Below are 19,602 nucleotides of genomic sequence, written 5' to 3' on the forward strand. Positions count from 1 at the left end.
TATTAAGTGATGGATAGTAAAACTCTAATAAAAAGTACATTAGTATATACAATTGGTAATTTTGGATCTAAGATTTTATCTTTTCTGCTAATACCTGTTTATTCTTATTATCTTTCCAAAAAAGAATTAGGGGAGTATGATTTAGTTCTTACAAGCGTTAATTTGTTAGTGCCGTTCGTTTCCTTGCAAATGAATGAAGCTATCTACAGATGGTTTCTGGACAAAGAAAATAAAAAAGAAAATTATATTGATAATATATTTAAACAATGTAGCATTTTATTATTAACCTCTTTTATTATTTTTGAGTTATTACTCTATCTAATTGGCTTTTTTTATAAAATTCCTTATCAAAAAGAGTTGTCATTATTGATATTGAGCTCATGTTTATTACCTTTTTTTCAACAAATTTTAAGAGGATTAGGTTTAACAAAGTTTTATTCGTTTATCGGGATTTTAAATAGTTTATTTATCTTCTCCTTGAGCTTAATTTTTTTACTTACAGACATATTTAAAGATAAAGTTCAAGGTATTTTTTATGCACTTTTTATAAGTAATTTTATTGCAATTATATTAATGTTTTTTAAAGTTAGTTTTCTTTCTAAAATGTATTTTAGTATGAAAATTAATTATAAGTTACAAAAACAGATTTTATTTTATTCTCTTCCATTAATACTAAATTCTGTAAGCTGGTGGATAATTAATGCATCGGACAGATATGTTATTTTAAAATTTTTAACGATAGAAGATAATGGTATTTATGCAATCTCTGCCAGATTACCTGCTATTTTAACAATCTTTAATACTGTTTTTATGTTAGCTTGGCAAGATATGGCGATTTCTGCAAGCGATCCTAATAATTCCTTTTTTTCAAAATTATTTAATAAATATATATCTTTAAACATAGGATTATCTACAGTTTTAATAGCGGCCACACCTTTAATTACTGAATTTTTGTTTGATTCTAAGTTTTATGAATCCTGGAAATATGCAACCCTTTTATATATAGGTTCTTGCTTTTCATCTATTTCGGGCTTTTTAGGTGCTATTTATCTTAAAACAAAATCAACTAAAGGTATTTTTATTACTAGTATAATAGGAGCGTTGACAAATTTATTTATTTCGATAATTTTTATAAGATATATTGGTCTTTATGCGCCCGCTTTAGGTACATTCGTAAGCTTTTTTGTAATGTTTATAATTAGGTATAAACATACGGCTGAGATTTTAAAATTAGAAATTAATGTAAATAATTTAATTATACAGCTTTTAATAGTTTTTAGCATAATTACCATACTATATCTAAATAGTAATCACATGGTTTCATTATCATTAATATTATTATCCATCTGTATATTCTGTTACTTTAATAAAGATATTTTAAGAAATGTCCTTAAAAAAATAAATTTTCTAAAAAAATAAAAATGAATTCCAATAAAGAAAATATTATAACACTAAAAAACATAATTTCTACACAACTTACACCACTTATAAATAATGATTTTATTTTATTGGATATTCCCAATCACAGGAATATAGGAGATTCTTTGATTTGGAAAGGAGAACTAGAATTTTTTAAAGAATTAGAATATAAATGTATTGGGCAATATAATAGATATACGTTCAAGAAAAGTATTATTAAATCTAAGGAAACTATTATTCTTTTACATGGTGGAGGAAATTTTGGAGATATTTATGAATCTAGTCAAATCTTTAAAAGATATATAATTGAAAATTTTCCTGATAATAAAATTATTGTTTTGCCTCAGACCGTACATTACAATAATAATGAAAATCTAAAGAGGGATTTTACAATCTTCAATAGACATAATGATTTGCATATTTTTGTAAGAGATTTTGTTTCATATGATATTTTAAAATTGAATTTCAATGAAGAAAGACTAAAATTGGCTCCAGATATGGCGTTCTTTTTAAATTTTGATTCTGATATTAAAGATAAGGTGGATGATAAGTGTAAAAACTTATATCTGAATAGGACTGATGCAGAGGCCAGCAAAGATTCTTTTCAGAATTTTATAGATGGTGAGTATTACGTGCAGGATTGGCCAACCTATAATTCTGATTCAAACAGAATAAATACCCTAACTAATTATGTAGAGGCTTTGGATGGTAAAATTTCTAAAGTTATAAAACATATACCTGTTTTTTCTCTGCTGCTGGATAATGCCTATGGACTGAAAAAGAAAAATGGAATGGATTTGCATATTAACAGGGGGAAATCTTTTATTAACGAATATGATAAAATCTATACTACCCGTTTGCATGGTTTAATAATCAGTATTTTATTAGATAAAGAAGTCATTATTCTAGACAATGTATATGGAAAAAGTAAAAATTTTTATGATACATGGCTTAAAAATTTTAATAATGTAAAACTTTTAGTAAAAAATGGATCCTAAAATTTCAGTTATTTTACCAGCATTCAATGCTGAAAAATATCTTAGTGATGCTGTTGATAGTATACTTTCACAAAGCTACACAGATTTTGAATTATTAATTATCAATGATGGTTCTTCAGATTCTACAAAAGATATTATTCTTGGTTATAATGATAAACGAATTAGATATATAGAGAATGAAAGGAATTTAGGATTAATAGAAACTTTAAATAAAGGTATATTATTATCCAAAGGCAAATATATTGCTAGAATGGATGCAGATGATATTTGCGATTTATCACGTTTTGAGATTCAGATAGATTTTATGGAAAAAAATACTGAATATATTATATGCAGCTCGTCCAGAAAAGAATTTACTGAGAATATTTCCCAATACCACCTGAGTATGCTTCCAGTTGATAATATATCAATTAGAATACATTCTGTTTTCAGTACACCTTTTACCCATCCTGCAGTGATGTTCAGATCAGATATTATCAAAGAAAATAATCTTTTTTTCGAAAAGGATTTTAAGTATGCTGAGGATTATCAATTGTGGATAAAAATATTACAATATGGTAAAGGTTATAATTTTAAATTACCTCTGTTATATTATAGAAATACACCAAACAGTCAGACAAATGTTGGTGCAAGTCAAATAGAAGATAGAAAGAAAACAATATCTAATATTCAACAATTAGCTTTAAAGCAGCACAATATTGTTTTAAATCAAAAAGAGTTGGATTTTATTTACATCTTATCTTTATCAGAGAAGATAAGAAATATAGATTTTGAGATATTTCCTGTAGAGTTTATTATTTCTTTTTTTAAAAAGCTTTATGCGGAATTAGAAGTAAGTTACCCAGGTAATAAATTTAATATAGAATGCGTTTTAGGTAAAAGATATCTTAAGATTTTACTATTTAACGTAAAAAGATTGCCATTTACTTTTTTACTGAAATTAGCACTTAGTAAATTAACTTTTTTTGGAATATATGAATTGATAGATGAAAAGACTAGAAACTAATCAAATATATAAGCATGGAATAAATGTATTTATATATTTCCTTTATATATATAATATATCATTTGTTTTTTTACCTTCTGTTCTTAGAACGAGAGTAATTTTTGGTTTTATAGGTCTTTTCTTCTTTATCAGTCAAGATAAATTAGGATTGCCTAAATCTCTTGGTCGTATATTTCTTTTATGTATAATTTCCATATCATTTATAATTTTAACAACAGTTATTAATAATTATTTTGATTCACGTTTTATTGGAAATACCATACAGAATATACTGTATTTATTTGGTGCATATTATTTAGTAATTCAAGCAAATATTAACAGGTTATATGCACTAAAATTAGTTATTTTATCAATCTTTTTACACAATTTTTTGGCATTATTAATGTTTTTGAATCCTAGTCTATTAGAGATTATGACATCTATACAATCAACTGGTGATAAGTTTGAGTATGCTTTGGGTAATGTAGTGAAGTTCGGGACAAGATTTATTGGAATTGGAGCAGGTACATTTTTTTCGGGAGGTATTATCTCATCTATTGGAGTGCTGCTTAGTACATATGTAATTACTACTGAAAAAAAGAGCAAGCTGCTATGGAAGATTATATATGTATTTATATCTATTACGGGTATTTATATTGCAAGAGTTGCATTTTTAGGTATATTTTTATCTCTTATTTATTTCTTAATCAATTATATTCAAAAAAAAAACTATACCAGTTTGCCAAAAATTATTGTTTATTCTACATTTTTTGGGATTATTGTTTTTAGTTATATACTAGTTAACCTAGACAAATTAATGACTTCAAATTCTTTTCGGCATTCTTTCGAAATATTTATAAATCTTTTTTCTTCAGGTGATTTGAAAACGGATTCTACAGAAGGAGTAAAAGCTATGTTGATATTTCCATCTAATCTAAAAAGTTTATTAATAGGTGATGGACAGTTTTATTACGATAATGGCTCTTTTTATATGCATACAGATATTGGATATTCACGATTGGTATATTATTATGGAATCTTCGGTATACTAGTTTACTTTTCAATACATTTTTACATTTTATTTTACAATATAAAAAGATTTAATAACGATAAAGGTTTAAAACTTTTATTGTGGTCATTAACGTTTTTATTATTAATCGGAAACTTTAAAGGACTTTTGGATGTCAATTGGATAATATTTATATTTTATTGGTTAGCATTATATAAAATTAAAATAGAAAATGAGAATTTACCATATCATAAATAGTTTAAAATTTGGTGGTGCTGAGCGATTGGTTGTTGATCTATGTACTGAGTTTTCTCAAACAGATTCAGACGAAATACATTTGCTATTGTTAGATAACATTGATTCGTCCCTAAAAAAAGAAGTAGAGCATAATAAAAAAATAAAAATTGAGCAGATTCCTACAAAAAGTCTGTATGATATTCGGATACCTTTTTTTATAAGTAAAATAGTGGCTGATGCTGATATTATTCATTTGCATTTATTTCCGACTTTATATTGGGGTGTACTATACAAGATTTTATTTTTTTTCAGGAAACAGAAAGTAATATTTACTGAGCATAGTACAGAAAATAATAGAAGAACCAAATCGTATTTAAAAAAAATAGAAAGATTTATTTATTCTAAACTAGATTATATTATTTGTATTTCAGAATCTACTAAAAATAACCTTAGCAAACATTTGGGGAATGATTTTAAAGTAGAGATGGAGGTAATAAATAATGGAATTAATCTTAGCAAATTTTACACTGCAGAAATACATTCACGTAGTGCATATAATTTATCAGAAAAAGATTTCATCTTAATACAGATTGCCAGTTTTAGAGCTGCTAAGGATCAGTCTACTTTAATAAGATCTTTAGCGCTATTACCGCCAAATATAAAAGCTATATTTGTGGGAGATGGCCCCGAATTGGAGAAATGCAAAAAGATGGCAAAAGAAAATAAATTGCAGGAAAGAACCTTCTTTTTAGGTAACCAATCTAATGTAGCACAACTTATTAAAATGAGTGATGTAGTAGTTGTGTCATCACATTACGAAGGATTCGGAATTGTTGCAGTAGAAGGAATGGCATGTCAAAAACCAGTTGTGGCATCCAATGTACCAGGATTATCAGAAGTTGTTGGAGAGTATGGAATTTTATTTGAAAAGGGAAAAGAAGAAAATCTTGCTGAAATTATTGAGAAACTATTTAATAATGTAGATTTTTATAGGCAGACATCAGAAAGATGCTTTAAGAGATCAGCTTCTTTTTCTATTGAAAAAATCGCAAACCAATACCGCAAAATATATAATAAATTATGATAAAGACAATCAAATCATTTTTTTACGTAGGGTTTTTATTTTTAGTTAATTCATCTTGTGCACAAGGTAAATTCCAATATAGAGATGTGCCCAATTCTTTTGTAAAAACAAAAGATATTTCAGCATCTGTAAATATTCTTAAGACCAAGGCTTTTAAAGTTACTGATATACTTCCCGGAAATTATAAGAAAGATGCATCTCAGGATTATACAGAATATCTACAAAAAGCAATAGATCAAAATGATGTAGTATTAATGCCTAATTTTCCTGTTTTAATAAATGATAAGGGAATAAAACTTAATAATAACTCCATTTTATTATTTGACACCAATTCCAAGTTGATGTTAAAACCAACTGATAAAGCAGGATATGCAATTATTTATATCAACAGTAAAAAGAATGTAAGTATTTATAATCCAAAGATTGCAGGCGATAGGAATCAGCATTTAGGAACAAAAGGAGAATGGGGAATGGGAATCAGTATTAATAATGCAGCTGATATTAAGATATATAATGCAGATATTAAAGATTGCTGGGGAGATGGAATTTATATAGGTGGAAAAAATTTTTCAAGTAATGTAGCTATAGTTGGAGGAATTATAGATAATAATAGGAGGAACGGGATTTCAATAATAAGTGGTAATAATATACTTTTACAAGATCTGGTAATTTCGAATTCTAATGGTGCTAATCCTCAAACAGGTATTGACATTGAGCCTAATATACAACAAAACCAAATTTCAAATATCGTATTGAATTCAATTGTAACATTCAATAATAAGTTAAACGGCTTATCTTTTTATCTGGATAATTTAAAAGGAAATTTACCTAGTAAAAATGTCGAAATATCAATCGATAATTATAGGGATTTGTATTCAAAAAATGGTATTTCATATTCTAATAGAAAATCACAGACAAAAAAAGGTTTAACAGGAAATATTACACTTAAAAATATTGAACTGAAAAATAATGATAAACCTTTTAGATATTTATATGATAATTCTTCTTTGGATAATATTAATTTAAAAGTGACTGACTTTGCATCTGATCACAAAGATAATGATAAAGTAGTAAGAGAATTAGAAAATTTTTCTCTGCAAAAAATTAGATATAACAAGTAGTTTTGTATGTATAATTACTAAAAAATGAAAAAAAATATTATTCATTAAAGTTATTAACTATATAGAGAGAAATGGAATGATAATTGCTATGAGTAAAGGTATATTGTTGGATAATTTATTAATTTTAAATTAATTCATAAATCTCTTAAAAATATTATAGATAATGTATTGAATACTTGTAAAGATTATCTTTGAAAATATTTAAGTATTCTCTATCCTAATAAGGCGCTTTACTATAATTGTTGAAACTAAATTACATACAAACACTTATCGAAAAATTATTTATTCCCTAATAATTCAGGTTATATTAACTGATCATTAATTTTTGTTTAATAAACGAGTTTTTAAATAAAATTATAAAGGTAATATTGTATTTTCATATCACCAATAAAAGAATTATTACGAATTAAATAAAAATAACTGCACACAAAAGATTTACAAGAAATTTATTAATTGGTTCTCATTTTATCGAAGTAATAAATAAATACTGACACAGTTGAAAGCTAAATTAATACGAATTACAACAGTACCTCTTTCCTTAAAAATATTATTGAAAGGGCAGCATCGGTTTATGTCAGAGTATTTTGACGTAATAGGTGTTTCATCATCAGGAAAAGAACTGGATGACGTGAAAAATGATGAAGAGATTGATATCGTAGCCATTGACATGTCCCGAAAAGTTACTCCGCTTAAAGATATAAAATCTTTATGGAGTACATACAAATTTTTGAAAAAAGAAAAGCCTGAGATCGTACACACACACACACCCAAGGCAGGTATTGTAGGGATGCTGGCGGCAAAATTTGCAGGCGTTCCTCACAGGTTACACACCGTGGCCGGATTGCCATTAATGGAAGTAAGCGGTATAAAGCGCCAAGTTTTAAATATGGTTGAAAAATTAACATATGCTTCTGCAACGCATGTATATCCAAATTCAAACGGATTATCTGATTATATCCTAAAACATAAATATACCGATAAATACAAGCTGAAAGTAATTGGAAATGGTTCATCAAATGGTATTGATACTTCTTTTTTTTCTCCAAAACAAGTTTCCGACGCAAAGAAACAACAGTTGAAGAAAGAATTAAATATAGCAGATACAGATTTTGTCTTTGTATTTGTTGGTCGATTGGTAGGTGATAAGGGGATTAATGAATTGGTTAAAGCATTTTCTGATCTTAATAGACAAGACAACACACGCAACTTTAAATTACTACTGGTAGGTTCTCTGGAGCAGGAATTAGATCCATTGCCTGAAGACACTTTACTTGAAATCAAAACCAATCCGGATATTATTGATGTTGGTTTTCAGAAAGATGTTCGACCTTATTTTGCAATTTCTAATGTGTTGACTTTTCCAAGTTATCGGGAAGGTTTTCCAAATGTAGTAATGCAGGCAGGAGCAATGGAATTACCAAGCATTGTCTCTGATATCAACGGATGCAACGAAATTATTGTAGAAAACGAAAATGGTACAATCGTTCCGGCTAAAGATACAGAATATCTTAAAAAAGCAATGGAACGAATGTTATCAGATTCTGATTACTATTATAAACTAAAAAATAATTCCCGTCCGATGATTGAGTCTCGTTATGAGCAGTCAGTAGTCTGGAACGCTCTTTTGGGTGAATATAAAAAACTAATCAAAGAGAAAAATTTTTGTGCATGATTTGTTTATTTCAATAATATTTTGATTTCGGTTAGTGATTGAGTATTCGAAATTTAATATATAAGGTTTGAAACTCACTTTAAGCTTTTCAAACAATAAAAATATCCCGATCAAAGTCGGGATATTTTTATAAAGTATAATATTTCCATTCTTATTTATGTTCTGTTGCTGTTATAATTTTTATTGTTTTGCTGCGAAACTCCGTGAAAATTATTGTAAGTATGATAAAGATCTTTAAAATAATAATCTGTATCACTGTATTTTTCATTTGTTACAACTTGAGAAACTGAATCTACAGATTCGTAAGTATAGTGCTGCTTGACAACATTCTTTTTTTTCTTGCAGTAACAATATAAATGATCTTGTTTAATGTGTTCATCCAAACTCATTGTAATGATCTCGGTATTCTCAAGCTTCGTTGCTTTTTCAAACGTGCTTTGATCTAACGTAAAAAAAGGTTCACCATGATAAAAGAAATGATCAATAATATCAGAATGACTGTTGTATTTTTTATCCGAAGGTGTAGCAGAGTGGTAACCGTTACATTCTGTACAAAAAGCTATTTTAATTTGTATTGACATAAAATTATAATTTGGTGTACCCTCAACATATCGAAATTTGTGCCAATTATAATGGGTATGGAAGTTTACAAAATATTTTGTGTTCATTATTAACATTGATGTTTTATCCAATTGGTTAATTTTTAATACCTTTAAACTCGCAATCGTAAAAGTTTTAAAATTATTATTTATGAAGATGAAACCATTAACCCTGATCGTAGCATTAATTTTTCAACTTATCAGTCTGAATGTATTTTCGCAGAAACATTCTCATTTAAATTCTTTACTGAATAAAAATTCAGAATTTATTTTTCCGCAAACGCCGGATAAGATTTCGAAAGTTTTACGTGCAAAAGCTGTTTTTTATGAAGATGCTAATGATGAGAAATATGCTAAATGGCTTACTAAATCTGGATTAGAGCTGTATTGCAGTATCGGGAAAAATAATGTGATCAGTGAAATGTTTTTTGATATTCCCGACGATAAGTTTGTGATTGCAGAAGGCTTGCCTTTCGGTTTGGCAATAAACAAAACAACGCTGCAGGAAAGTAAAGTTAAATTCAGTAAATATGGAGCCAAAGTCGAAAAGTTGAATGATGACAGTATGTATTCAGGAGGTTCAAAGTTAATATTCAAAAAAGGCGAACATTATTCTACATTGCTTTTTGACAACAAAAATATCTTAAAATCGTTAGGAATTACAAAAGAACTCATTGATCCTGCTGCCAATTAGTAGATAGTTCTTTACATTCAATTTCTCGTTTCCAAATTTTACATTAGAAAACCCGTTGTGCATTTTGATGTATTTTCGTCACTTCGAGTGAAATTCTGAAAGAATTTTGTATCGAGAAGTTTGTAATTTTGAAGGCAGATCTATTCTCGATACATTTTTTCTCCACTTCATTACGAAAAAACACTCGAATTGACGTATCTAACATTTTCAAAATGCACAACGCATATTAGAAATATTTAGTGTAATCCATCATCTTACCTTTACTCAAACTTTTCCTAATCGCATATTCTGTTTATATTGAGTAAATTATGCAACATGAAAGAGCAGGATGCTGTAAGTTCTTAAAATTTCTATTTTTATAAAAATGAAATGAAAGATAATTTTCTTCAATAAAGAAAATTACTGTTGCTGATTTTAGATTTTATAATTTAATCATAAAAATCGGCTCATTGAGCATTAAAATTAAATTATGAAACGTCAAAATAAATCCAACTTCTTATTATCCCTGTTTGCTGTTTTCTTATTTTCATCTGCGGTAAAAAGCCAGGACAAATTCCCCGACGGAACAGCAATTCCAAAATGGTTTAAAGAAAATAAACCAACCGACATCAACAAATTAGGCAAAAAATATATCATTACTGAAAACGGAATGAAGAATGACAGTACAGTTCTTCAGACCAAAAAGCTTCAGGAAATTATTGATTTGGCTGCGAAAAATGGAGGCGGTGTGGTTATCGTACCAAAAGGAACTTTCCTAATCAGTTCGCTTTTCTTTAAACAGGGAACGCATTTATATTTAGAAAACGGAGCGAAATTAAAAGGAAGCGATGATATCAACGATTTTCCCGTTGTTACAACCAGAATGGAAGGCCAGACTGTAAAATATTTTCCAGCTTTAATTAATGCAGACGGATTGGATGGTTTCACTATTTCCGGCAAAGGCACCCTCGACGGAAATGGACTTCGATTCTGGAAATCATTTTGGAAAAGACGCGAATGGAATCCTAAATGCACAAATATGGATGAAATGAGACCGAGAATTATCTACGTGTCAAATTCAAAAAATGTTCAGATTGAAGGAATTACAGTGAAAAATTCACCATTCTGGAGTACGCATTATTATAAATCTCAGTTCGTAAAACTATTAAATCTGACGATTCTTGCACCGAAAGAACCTATAAAAGCACCAAGCACAGACGCTGTTGATATTGATGCATGTTCAAATTTTCTGATTAAAAATTGTTATATGTCGGTAAATGATGATGCCATCGCTTTGAAAGGTGGAAAAGGTCCAAAAGCCGATGTTGACCCAAATAACGGTGAAAATAGAAATATCTTGATTGAAGACAATACTTTTGGGTTCTGTCATTCTGTTTTGACTTGCGGTAGCGAATCGATTCACAATTACAATGTGCTTTTGCGTAATTCTAAAGTGAAAGACGCATCAAGATTATTACACCTAAAAATGCGTCCAGATACCCCTCAGCACTACGAATATGTAACGGTAGAAAATATTACAGGAAACGTAAAAACCTTTATTTACGTTAAAGGTTGGAACCAGTTTTTTGATTTGAAAGGAGAAGCAAGACCGAAAAAAGGATTAGCAAATAACATTACAGTCAAGAACATCGATTTAAGTTGTGAAACAGCATTTTCTATAGAAAAATCAGATTTATATGATTTAAGGGATTTCACGTTTGAAAATTTTAAAATCAAAGCCTTAAAACCTGAAATGGAAAATCTGAAAAACATCGAAAACTTAAAGCAAAAAAATCTTAAAGTAGAGCAAGTTGCTTCTCTAAGTCAATCTTACGACAAAAAAGATGATTCTGATATTTCTGCTAAATGAGTTTTTATTCCAAAATATTCGTTCTTTTATGCTTTTGCTCACAGTTTCTGCATTCTCAATCTAAGGAAATGCAATTCCTGAGCGGAACAGATTCTGAGCATACCAAAGAATGGGATTTTTGGATAAACGGCGGACGAAAATCTGGAAGCTGGAATAAAATTCAGGTTCCTTCCCAATGGGAACAGCAGGGATTTGGCTCGTACAACTACGGAAGAGATTACGTCACCTACGGCAAAAATTTCAAATTTAATGATGAAATAGGTCTTTACAAACACAAATTTCAAGTCCCCAATTCCTGGAAAGGAAAATCCATCAACATCGTTTTTGAAGGTTCGATGACCGATACCGAAGTGAAAATCAATAGAAAATTGGTGGGAGCAATTCATCAGGGTGCTTTTTATGAATTCAAATATGATATTTCCGATAAAGTTCAATTCGGAAAAGAAAATATTCTGGAAGTCAAAGTTTCAAAAATGTCGGCTGATAAATCGGTCAACAACGCAGAACGTCTGGCAGATTACTGGATTTTAGGCGGAATTTTCAGACCGGTTTATTTGGAAGCCCATCCAAAAGAATACATTTCATCGACGTCAATCGATGCCAAAGCAGACGGAACTTTCCGTTCTAATATTCATTTAAAAGGAGTCAATTCTGTCAACAATTTGAAGGTTGAATTATTCGATATTAAAAATAATTTAATTGGCGAATCTCAGGTTCAAATTCAGAAAGGAGATACTTTAAAACAGATTCAATTCTCCGTCAAAAATCCAAAACTCTGGACAGCCGAAACGCCTAATTTATACAAAGCTAAATTCAGCTTAAATAAAAACAGAAAAAATATCTTCCATACTGAAGAAAAATTCGGTTTCCGAACGATTGAAATCCGCAAAGGCGACGGAATTTACATAAACGGAACCAAAATCAAAATGAAAGGTATAAACCGTCACGTTTGGTGGCCGGAAACCGGACGTGCTGTTACAGAAAACATCGATTTAATGGACGTTCAGCTCATCAAGGAAATGAATATGAATGCCGTTCGCTGTTCGCATTATCCGCCCAATAAATCATTTTTAAAAATTTGCGATTCGCTCGGTTTATATGTTTTGGATGAATTGGCGAGTTGGCAAAAAAAATACAGCACTGAAGTTGGTAAAAAGCTCGTGAAAGAAATGGTTACGAGAGATGCCAATCATCCGTCAATCATTTTTTGGAGTAACGGAAACGAGGGCGGACATAATTTCGATTTGGATGCAGAATATGCAAAATATGACTTGTCCAACCGTCCCGTCATTCACGCGCATCACAAGCCTGGAAATGCTTTCAACGGCATCGACTGCAATCATTACGAAGATTATTACAGCACCAAAAAAATTCTTGAAGGAGAAAATATTTATATGCCGACCGAATTTTTACACGCACAGGACGACGGCGGTGGCGGAACTTCTCTGGCCGATTATTGGGAACTTCATTGGAATTCCAAGAAAGGTGCGGGCGGTTTTCTTTGGGCTTTTGTAGATGAAGGTTTGGTGCGAACGGATTTCAAAAATCAGATTGATGTCAATGCCATCAACGCTCCCGACGGAGTTTTGGGTCCACATCGCGAAAAGGAGGGAAGTTTTTATGCCATTCGGGAAATTTACAGTCCGGTAAAAATTGATTTGAAAACGTTGCCGGATGATTTTAACGGAACAATTTCTGTTGAAAACCGTTATCATTTTACGAACTTAAATGAATGTCAGTTTGAATGGAAACTAGTCAAATTCAAAACACCATTTTCTTCTGAATCAGGTTTTGATATCATTAAAACAGGAAAATCAGAATCGCCAAATATTAAACCAACTGAAAAAGGAAATATTAACTTAAATCTTCCAATCAACTGGAGAGAAAGTGAAGGTTTAATGCTAACTGCAACAGACAAATTCGGAAAAGAAATTTACACTTGGACTTGGAAAATTGCTTTAAATGAAAAATTATCGACACAATTTTCGAAATCTTTAATCAAAAAATTTCCGGTTTCTGTCGCTGAAAATGATTCATTATTTATTCTAAAATCAGAAGAAAAAGAATTTTCAATTGGTAAAAAAGATGGCTTATTAAAATCAGTGATTGTCGATAAAAAAGGCAAGAAAATGTCCTTCAAAAACGGACCGGTTTTCGTAAACGGAACAATGGAATTATCTTCTATAAAATCTTTTGTAGAAGGACAAAATCAACTCATTGAAGCAAAGTATAAAAACGGAAATAAATTCATTTGGAAACTGAATCCCAACGGAATTTTAGAATTGAATTATGAATATTCGCTTGCTGGAGATTATCAGTTTGCAGGTGTAAGTTTTGATTATTCTGAAAATTATGTCATCGGCGCAAAATGGCTGGGCAAAGGTCCTTATCACGTTTGGAAAAACCGTTTACAAGGACAGACTTATAATGTTTGGCAAAATTTAAAAAACTCAACCCGAACTGGTTTTTCTCCGTGGATTTATCCTGAATTTAAAGGTTATTTTGATGATATTTCGTGGTTGCAGTTGAATACAGCGGAAGGAAAAATTACAGTCGGAACAGAAGAAGAAAAAATGTTCGTTAGACTTTTTGATTTTTATGGAATTTACGGTGCGGAAGGCTATCCGAAATTACCAAGCGGAAATATTTCTTTCCTCGATGCTATTCCACCTTTGGGAACGGTCTTGGCGTTTAATATTAATAATGATACCTCGACTTTGGGTCTTGAAAGTGAACCGAATCATCTTAATGGAACGTTTAAAAGAACCTTATATTTCTACTTTGGATTGCCGGATTTGGGCGATGAAAATAAGCAGTTTTCTATGCCGAAAGAAAATATTTTAACCGATTGATAATGAAGAATATTGTAATCTTTTTATCGCTTTTCATTTGTTCGGTTCTTCTCGGACAGCAAACCAGTTTCAAATTTGATTTTGGTGGTGAAAGAGTTGAAGAAGGTTTCATTCCAATTAACTCAACTTCTAAATTCGACAGAAAAACTGGTTACGGATTTATGGATATTTCCGGTTTAAAATCTATTGACAACGGCGGAAATGCTTTGAAAAGAGATTTTATTACAAGCGATAAACCGTTCTATTTTTCGGTGGTTCTTCCTGAAGGAAATTATAATATTCAATTAAATCTTGGCGATTCTAAAGGAACTTCCGAAACAACCGTTCGTGTAGAAAATCGCCGTCTGATGCTGAATGATGTTAAAACAAAACAAGGCGAAATCGTTGAAAAACAAATTACCGTTCACGTCAAAGACAGCATTATCCGAAATCAGAATGGAACTCAAATAGGAATTGTAAAATTAAAACCAAGGGAAACAAAATATCTTCATTGGGATAATATGCTGACCATTGAGTTTAATGACAAAGCACCGAAAGTTTGTTCAGTCATTATTCAACCCAACAAAACGGCAAAAACCATTTATCTGACGGGCGATTCAACCGTTGTTGATGCGCAGTACGAACCCTGGGCGTCCTGGGGACAGATGTTACCGTACTTTTTCGTTCCAAATGAAGTCGTGATTGCCAATTACGCCGAAAGTGGAGAAACTTTAAAAGCATTCGAAGACCGCCACAGAATCGATAAAATATGGAATAAAATAAAATCGGGAGATTATCTGTTCATTCAGTTCGGGCACAACGACCAAAAAGCTGGCAACAGTATAAAATCCGGTTACAGAAAACGATTAAAAGAATGGATTTTAAAAGCTAAAAGTTTAGACGCAATTCCAGTTTTAGTCACTTCTATGAACCGCAGAGTTTTTGATGAAAATAATAAAATCGTCAATACTTTAGATGATTTTCCTGATGCAGTGCGGGAAATTGCGAAAGAAGAAAAAGTTGATTTAATCGATTTAAATGCTTTAAGCAAAACTTTATTTGAAGCGATGGGACCGGAAAATGCAAAGAAAGCATTCGTACATTATCAAGCCAATTCATATCCGAATCAAAAAACTGCTTTGGCTGATGATACGCATTTTAATCCTTATGGCGCTTATGAATTGGCACAATGTGTAGTGAAATCTATAGTTGACCAAAATTTACCTTTGAAGAAATATATTTCCAAAAATTATAAAAATTTTAATCCCAATAAACCCGATGCCATCAAAGATTTTCACTGGCCGGAAAGCATTTATATGGAATCTTTGAAACCTGATGGGAATTAGAATGTATTGTAATCAAAATGTGCAGTTTGTCATTCTGAATGAAACGAAGTGGAATGAAGAATCTCACATTGCTAGATTTCTCGTCCCTCGAAATGACAAATGTTAAAAATTGATTTAATAATGAATATCAAAAATATCATAAAACTCAGCGTTCTCTGTTTTGCCTTCGGAAACCTTTCCGCACAGAATCCGTGGCCACAAACTACCGAGACCGCAAAACCGTGGACACGCTGGTGGTGGATGGGAAGTGCCGTTGACGAAAAAGGTTTAGATAAGCAATTGACAACTCTTTCAAAATCTGGATTTGGCGGTGTGGAAATTGTTCCTGTTTACGGCGCAAAAGGTTTTGAAAAACAGTACATCAATTACCTTTCTCCGGAATGGATGAAAATGCTCCGGTTTACGACCGACAAAGCCAAAAGTCTGAATATGGGCGTTGATATGGCAGTCGGAACAGGCTGGCCAATCGGTGGACCGCAAGTGGATGAAGAGAATGCGGCGACCAAAATGGTTGTTCAGACATACGAAATTCAACCGAATGAAAAGTTTTCAGAGAAAATTGTTCTGAAAGATGAAAAACAGAAGAATTTAAAAACGATAAAACTCGATATTGTAACCGCTTACAATGAAAAAAATGAAGCGGTAGTTTTAACAGATAAAATCAATGCAGACGGAACTTTAAACTGGAAACCAACCTTTGGGAAATGGACTATCTATGCGATTTTTGTGGGTAAAACCTTTCAAAAAGTAAAACGTGCTGCTCCCGGTGGAGAAGGCTACACTTTGGACCATTTTTCACCAACTGCGACAAAAGATTATCTGAAAACTTTTGATAAGGCATTTGGCAATTCAAATTATGGAATCCGTTCTTTTTTCAATGACAGCTATGAAGTGTACAATGCCGACTGGACGCCGGATTTTTTAATTGAATTTAAGAAAAGACGTGGCTATGATTTAAGTCCGTACATCAAATATCTGGTGAGCGATGAAGAAAGTGAAACTGCAGGAAGAATAAAATCTGATTACAGAGAAACGCTGAGTGATTTAGTTTTGAATCGTTTTGCGCAGGATTTTACGAATTGGGCGAACTCCAAAAACTCCAAAAATACCAATCAGGCACACGGTTCGCCGGGGAATTTACTGGATTTATATGCAGCAGTCGATATTCCCGAATCGGAAACTTTTGGAAGCACGCCTTTTGATGTTGTCGGTTTGAAAAGAGATACCGCAGACATTCAGAAAGCCGATATTCCGGACATTAATATGTTGAAATTTGCTTCGTCGGCAGCGAATGTGACGGGGAAAAAATTAATTTCAAACGAAACTTTTACGTGGCTGACAGAACATTTCAAAACCTCGTGGTCACAGGCAAAACCGGAAGTGGAGCAGGTTTTTTTATCGGGAATCAATCACGTTTTTTATCACGGAACGACGTACACTCCGGCTGATGTGAAATTTCCGGGCTGGCTGTTTTATGCATCCACCAATTTCGTTCCCGAAAACAGTTTATGGTCACATTTGGAAGGGTTAAATTCCTACGTTGCCAGAACTCAAAGTGTTTTGCAAAGCGGAAAATCGGATAATGAGCTATTGGTTTACTGGCCTGTTTACGACCAATGGGCAAGTCCGAAAGGAAAAGATATGGCTTTCAAAATTCATAATATTGAAAAATGGCTGCAGCCGACCGAGTTTCATAAAAACCTCGACAGATTGGGCAAATCCGGATATTCTCTGGATATGGTTTCGGATAAAATGATTGGCGAGGCGAAGTTGGATAATCAAAATATTCAGGTTTCAAAAGAGGGTGGTTCTTATAAAGTTTTAATTGTTCCTCAACTGAGTTATTTTTCCGAATCGACTTTGAAAAATATTTTAAATTTAGCTCAGAATGGCGCTTCTGTGATTTTTCAAAGCGAACCAAAAGATGTTAAGGGATTTTTTGAGTCTGAAAAAAGAAGAAATGAGTTACAATCTTTGTGGAAATCAATTCCTTTTCAGCAAAATGGAAATTTGAAAACAGCAGCATTCGGAAAAGGGAAAATTATCCTGAGTTCTGATGTCGAAAACGGCTTGGAATATTTAAAAATAGAAAGAGAAAAATTAACTGATATCGGATTGAAATTTGTCAGAAGACAGTTCAACGGCGGAAAATATTATTACATCGTCAATCACACTTCGAAAGACATTAATCAAAATATTCCATTAAATTATATCGGAAAACAGGTCGTTTTAATGAATCCCGAAAATGGTAATTTTGGAATTGCCGAAACTCAGAATAATTCAGTTAAAGTTCAACTGAAATCAGGCGAATCTTTAATTATCAAAACTACTGAAACCCCGGATAATTCAATTTCAAAATGGAAATATATTGAGAAAGCTGAAGCTCCAATCGTTTTAAATCAACCTTGGCAATTAACTTTTAAAGAAGGCGGTCCCGAACTTCCGAAATCAAGAACTTTAACAAAACTTCAACCTTGGACGAATTTCACAGAAGATGCTTCAACACAAAGTTTTTCCGGAACCGGAGTTTATACAAGCACTTTTAATGTAAAGAAAAATAAAGCTGATGATTATCTTTTGAAGTTCGATAAACTCTACGAAAGTGCAACGGTTATTGTCAACGGAAAAGAAGTCGGAATTGTCTGGAGCAATCCATTTGAAATCAATGTAGGGAAATTTCTTGAAAAAGGAAAAAATACAATTCAAATCGAGGTTTCAAACCTAATGGCCAACCGAATCCGATATATGGACCAAAATAAAATCGAATGGAGAAATTATCACGAAATCAACTTTGTGAATATTAACTATAAACCTTTTGATGCATCTAATTGGAAAGTTCAGCCTTCCGGTTTGGATGGCGAAATTCAATTAATCCCAATTCATTATTCAAAATAAAAATTAATTATGACTAAAAATATCATAAAATCATTCGCTTTAGGAACTTTGCTGACCGTTAGTTTTGCTAATGCTCAACAGAAACCAAAAGTTGTTTTAGATAATTATTTCAACAACGAAAAAAGAGAAAATAAAGAAACCAAAGCCTTGGAATCTTGGCATTATACGTGGAATGACACCACCAACGGAGGATTTTCTTTATTAGGAGAAATCTTCCAAAAACAAGGTGCAGAAATCACTACATTGACTACAGCTCCAGCAAAAAATGATTTGAAAAACGCTAATATTTATATTATCGTTGATGCCGATATTGACAAAGAAGCATACGGCGGAAAAGCTAATTTAGTCGATGCAAAATCTATTAAAAACCTTGTAAAATGGGTTGAAAAAGGAGGTGTTTTAGTTTTATTAAGCAACGACAAGGGGAATTCTGAGTTTGAAAATTTCAATAAATTGGCGGAAAAATTCGGAATTCATTTCAATGAAGATAGTTACAACCGAGTTCAGAAAAAGGAATTTGAACAAGGAAAAGTGATGGTTCCGGCAGGAAATGAAATTTTCTCGCAACAGAAATTATATATGAAGGAAGTGGCGACGATTTCCGTGAATAGCCCAGCGAAAGAATTACTCTCTGCGGAAGGTAAAAATATCGCTGCCATTGCAAAAATAGGTAAAGGAACTGTCTTCGCATTGGGCGATCCGTGGTGTTATAACGAGTATATCGACGGCAAAAAATTACCCTCAGATTTTACGAATTATCAGGGAACTGAAGAATGGGTGAAGTGGTTATTGAAGCAGGTTTCTGTAAAATAAGGCAGATCGTGCAATCGGTTGAGCAGCTTTTCCGCCTTCCACTCCCAATC

14 protein-coding genes are annotated in these 19,602 nt (G+C 31.6%); 13 read left to right on the plus strand and 1 reads right to left on the minus strand.

The annotated features are described in order from the left end of the window. The first annotated feature begins 9 nt into the window (after window positions 1–9). The 7 genes from ASG22_RS03050 to ASG22_RS03080 all read left to right on the plus strand — a co-directional run bounded on the left by ASG22_RS03050 (window position 10) and on the right by ASG22_RS03080 (window position 8,525). Window positions 10–1,419, plus strand: a complete 1,410-nt coding sequence (locus ASG22_RS03050) for a lipopolysaccharide biosynthesis protein (RefSeq protein ID WP_055980404.1) — start codon at window positions 10–12, stop codon at window positions 1,417–1,419. Between the two features lie 2 nt (window positions 1,420–1,421). After that, entirely contained in the window at window positions 1,422–2,417 is a 996-nt protein-coding gene (locus tag ASG22_RS03055) for a polysaccharide pyruvyl transferase family protein (protein WP_055980407.1), read from the plus strand. Further along, window positions 2,407–3,423, plus strand: a complete 1,017-nt coding sequence (locus ASG22_RS03060) for a glycosyltransferase family 2 protein (protein WP_055980410.1) — start codon at window positions 2,407–2,409, stop codon at window positions 3,421–3,423. The genes ASG22_RS03055 and ASG22_RS03060 overlap by 11 nt, the downstream gene beginning before the upstream one ends. Next, window positions 3,404–4,669: a hypothetical protein gene (locus ASG22_RS03065; RefSeq protein WP_055980414.1), complete on the plus strand. Its 1,266-nt coding sequence runs from the start codon at window positions 3,404–3,406 to the stop codon at window positions 4,667–4,669. The genes ASG22_RS03060 and ASG22_RS03065 overlap by 20 nt, the downstream gene beginning before the upstream one ends. Then, window positions 4,644–5,732: a glycosyltransferase gene (locus ASG22_RS03070; protein WP_055980418.1), complete on the plus strand. Its 1,089-nt coding sequence runs from the start codon at window positions 4,644–4,646 to the stop codon at window positions 5,730–5,732. The genes ASG22_RS03065 and ASG22_RS03070 overlap by 26 nt, the downstream gene beginning before the upstream one ends. Beyond that, complete coding sequence (locus ASG22_RS03075) at window positions 5,729–6,853, plus strand: right-handed parallel beta-helix repeat-containing protein (RefSeq protein ID WP_055980421.1); 1,125 nt, start codon at window positions 5,729–5,731, stop codon at window positions 6,851–6,853. The genes ASG22_RS03070 and ASG22_RS03075 overlap by 4 nt, the downstream gene beginning before the upstream one ends. Window positions 6,854–7,424: 571 nt before the next feature. Further along, window positions 7,425–8,525 carry a glycosyltransferase family 4 protein gene (locus ASG22_RS03080; RefSeq protein ID WP_055980423.1) on the plus strand — a complete coding sequence of 367 codons (1,101 nt, stop codon included), beginning with the start codon at window positions 7,425–7,427 and terminating at the stop codon, window positions 8,523–8,525. 155 nt (window positions 8,526–8,680) lie between these two features. Here ASG22_RS03080 and ASG22_RS03085 read toward each other — a convergent pair whose 3' ends face one another. Further along, window positions 8,681–9,106 (minus strand): hypothetical protein, encoded by a 426-nt coding sequence (locus ASG22_RS03085; RefSeq protein WP_055980426.1) that lies wholly within the window; start codon window positions 9,104–9,106, stop codon window positions 8,681–8,683. A gap of 175 nt (window positions 9,107–9,281) precedes the next feature. Here ASG22_RS03085 and ASG22_RS03090 point away from each other — a divergent pair, with 175 nt between their 5' ends. The 6 genes from ASG22_RS03090 to ASG22_RS03115 all read left to right on the plus strand — a co-directional run bounded on the left by ASG22_RS03090 (window position 9,282) and on the right by ASG22_RS03115 (window position 19,552). After that, window positions 9,282–9,818 carry a hypothetical protein gene (locus ASG22_RS03090; protein ID WP_055980429.1) on the plus strand — a complete coding sequence of 179 codons (537 nt, stop codon included), beginning with the start codon at window positions 9,282–9,284 and terminating at the stop codon, window positions 9,816–9,818. 469 nt (window positions 9,819–10,287) lie between these two features. Continuing rightward, window positions 10,288–11,667, plus strand: coding sequence for a glycoside hydrolase family 28 protein (locus tag ASG22_RS03095; protein ID WP_082504931.1), 1,380 nt, complete (start codon window positions 10,288–10,290; stop codon window positions 11,665–11,667). Window positions 11,668–11,735: 68 nt separating this feature from the next. Further along, window positions 11,736–14,519: a glycoside hydrolase family 2 protein gene (locus ASG22_RS03100; protein ID WP_238586846.1), complete on the plus strand. Its 2,784-nt coding sequence runs from the start codon at window positions 11,736–11,738 to the stop codon at window positions 14,517–14,519. A 2-nt stretch (window positions 14,520–14,521) separates the two neighbouring features. Further along, complete coding sequence (locus tag ASG22_RS03105; RefSeq protein WP_055980435.1) at window positions 14,522–15,844, plus strand: rhamnogalacturonan acetylesterase; 1,323 nt, start codon at window positions 14,522–14,524, stop codon at window positions 15,842–15,844. 120 nt (window positions 15,845–15,964) lie between these two features. Further along, window positions 15,965–18,739: a glycosyl hydrolase gene (locus ASG22_RS03110; protein ID WP_055980535.1), complete on the plus strand. Its 2,775-nt coding sequence runs from the start codon at window positions 15,965–15,967 to the stop codon at window positions 18,737–18,739. Window positions 18,740–18,748: 9 nt separating this feature from the next. Continuing rightward, entirely contained in the window at window positions 18,749–19,552 is an 804-nt protein-coding gene (locus tag ASG22_RS03115) for a DUF4350 domain-containing protein (protein WP_055980438.1), read from the plus strand. Window positions 19,553–19,602: the final 50 nt, after the last annotated feature.

This window comes from Chryseobacterium sp. Leaf405 (assembly GCF_001425355.1).
In the GTDB taxonomy this organism is placed as follows: Bacteria; Bacteroidota; Bacteroidia; order Flavobacteriales; family Weeksellaceae; genus Chryseobacterium.

Bases quoted from the DNA above. Each gene is read 5' to 3' on its own strand.
- ASG22_RS03050 (WP_055980404.1), top strand. From the start codon at position 10: ATGGATAGTAAAACTCTAATAAAAAGTACATTAGTATATACAATTGGT.
- ASG22_RS03055 (WP_055980407.1), top strand. From the start codon at position 1,422: ATGAATTCCAATAAAGAAAATATTATAACACTAAAAAACATAATTTCT.
- ASG22_RS03060 (WP_055980410.1), top strand. From the start codon at position 2,407: ATGGATCCTAAAATTTCAGTTATTTTACCAGCATTCAATGCTGAAAAA.
- ASG22_RS03065 (WP_055980414.1), top strand. From the start codon at position 3,404: ATGAAAAGACTAGAAACTAATCAAATATATAAGCATGGAATAAATGTA.
- ASG22_RS03070 (WP_055980418.1), top strand. From the start codon at position 4,644: ATGAGAATTTACCATATCATAAATAGTTTAAAATTTGGTGGTGCTGAG.
- ASG22_RS03075 (WP_055980421.1), top strand. From the start codon at position 5,729: ATGATAAAGACAATCAAATCATTTTTTTACGTAGGGTTTTTATTTTTA.
- ASG22_RS03080 (WP_055980423.1), top strand. From the start codon at position 7,425: ATGTCAGAGTATTTTGACGTAATAGGTGTTTCATCATCAGGAAAAGAA.
- ASG22_RS03085 (WP_055980426.1), bottom strand. From the start codon at position 9,106: ATGTCAATACAAATTAAAATAGCTTTTTGTACAGAATGTAACGGTTAC.
- ASG22_RS03090 (WP_055980429.1), top strand. From the start codon at position 9,282: ATGAAACCATTAACCCTGATCGTAGCATTAATTTTTCAACTTATCAGT.
- ASG22_RS03095 (WP_082504931.1), top strand. From the start codon at position 10,288: ATGAAACGTCAAAATAAATCCAACTTCTTATTATCCCTGTTTGCTGTT.
- ASG22_RS03100 (WP_238586846.1), top strand. From the start codon at position 11,736: ATGCAATTCCTGAGCGGAACAGATTCTGAGCATACCAAAGAATGGGAT.
- ASG22_RS03105 (WP_055980435.1), top strand. From the start codon at position 14,522: ATGAAGAATATTGTAATCTTTTTATCGCTTTTCATTTGTTCGGTTCTT.
- ASG22_RS03110 (WP_055980535.1), top strand. From the start codon at position 15,965: ATGAATATCAAAAATATCATAAAACTCAGCGTTCTCTGTTTTGCCTTC.
- ASG22_RS03115 (WP_055980438.1), top strand. From the start codon at position 18,749: ATGACTAAAAATATCATAAAATCATTCGCTTTAGGAACTTTGCTGACC.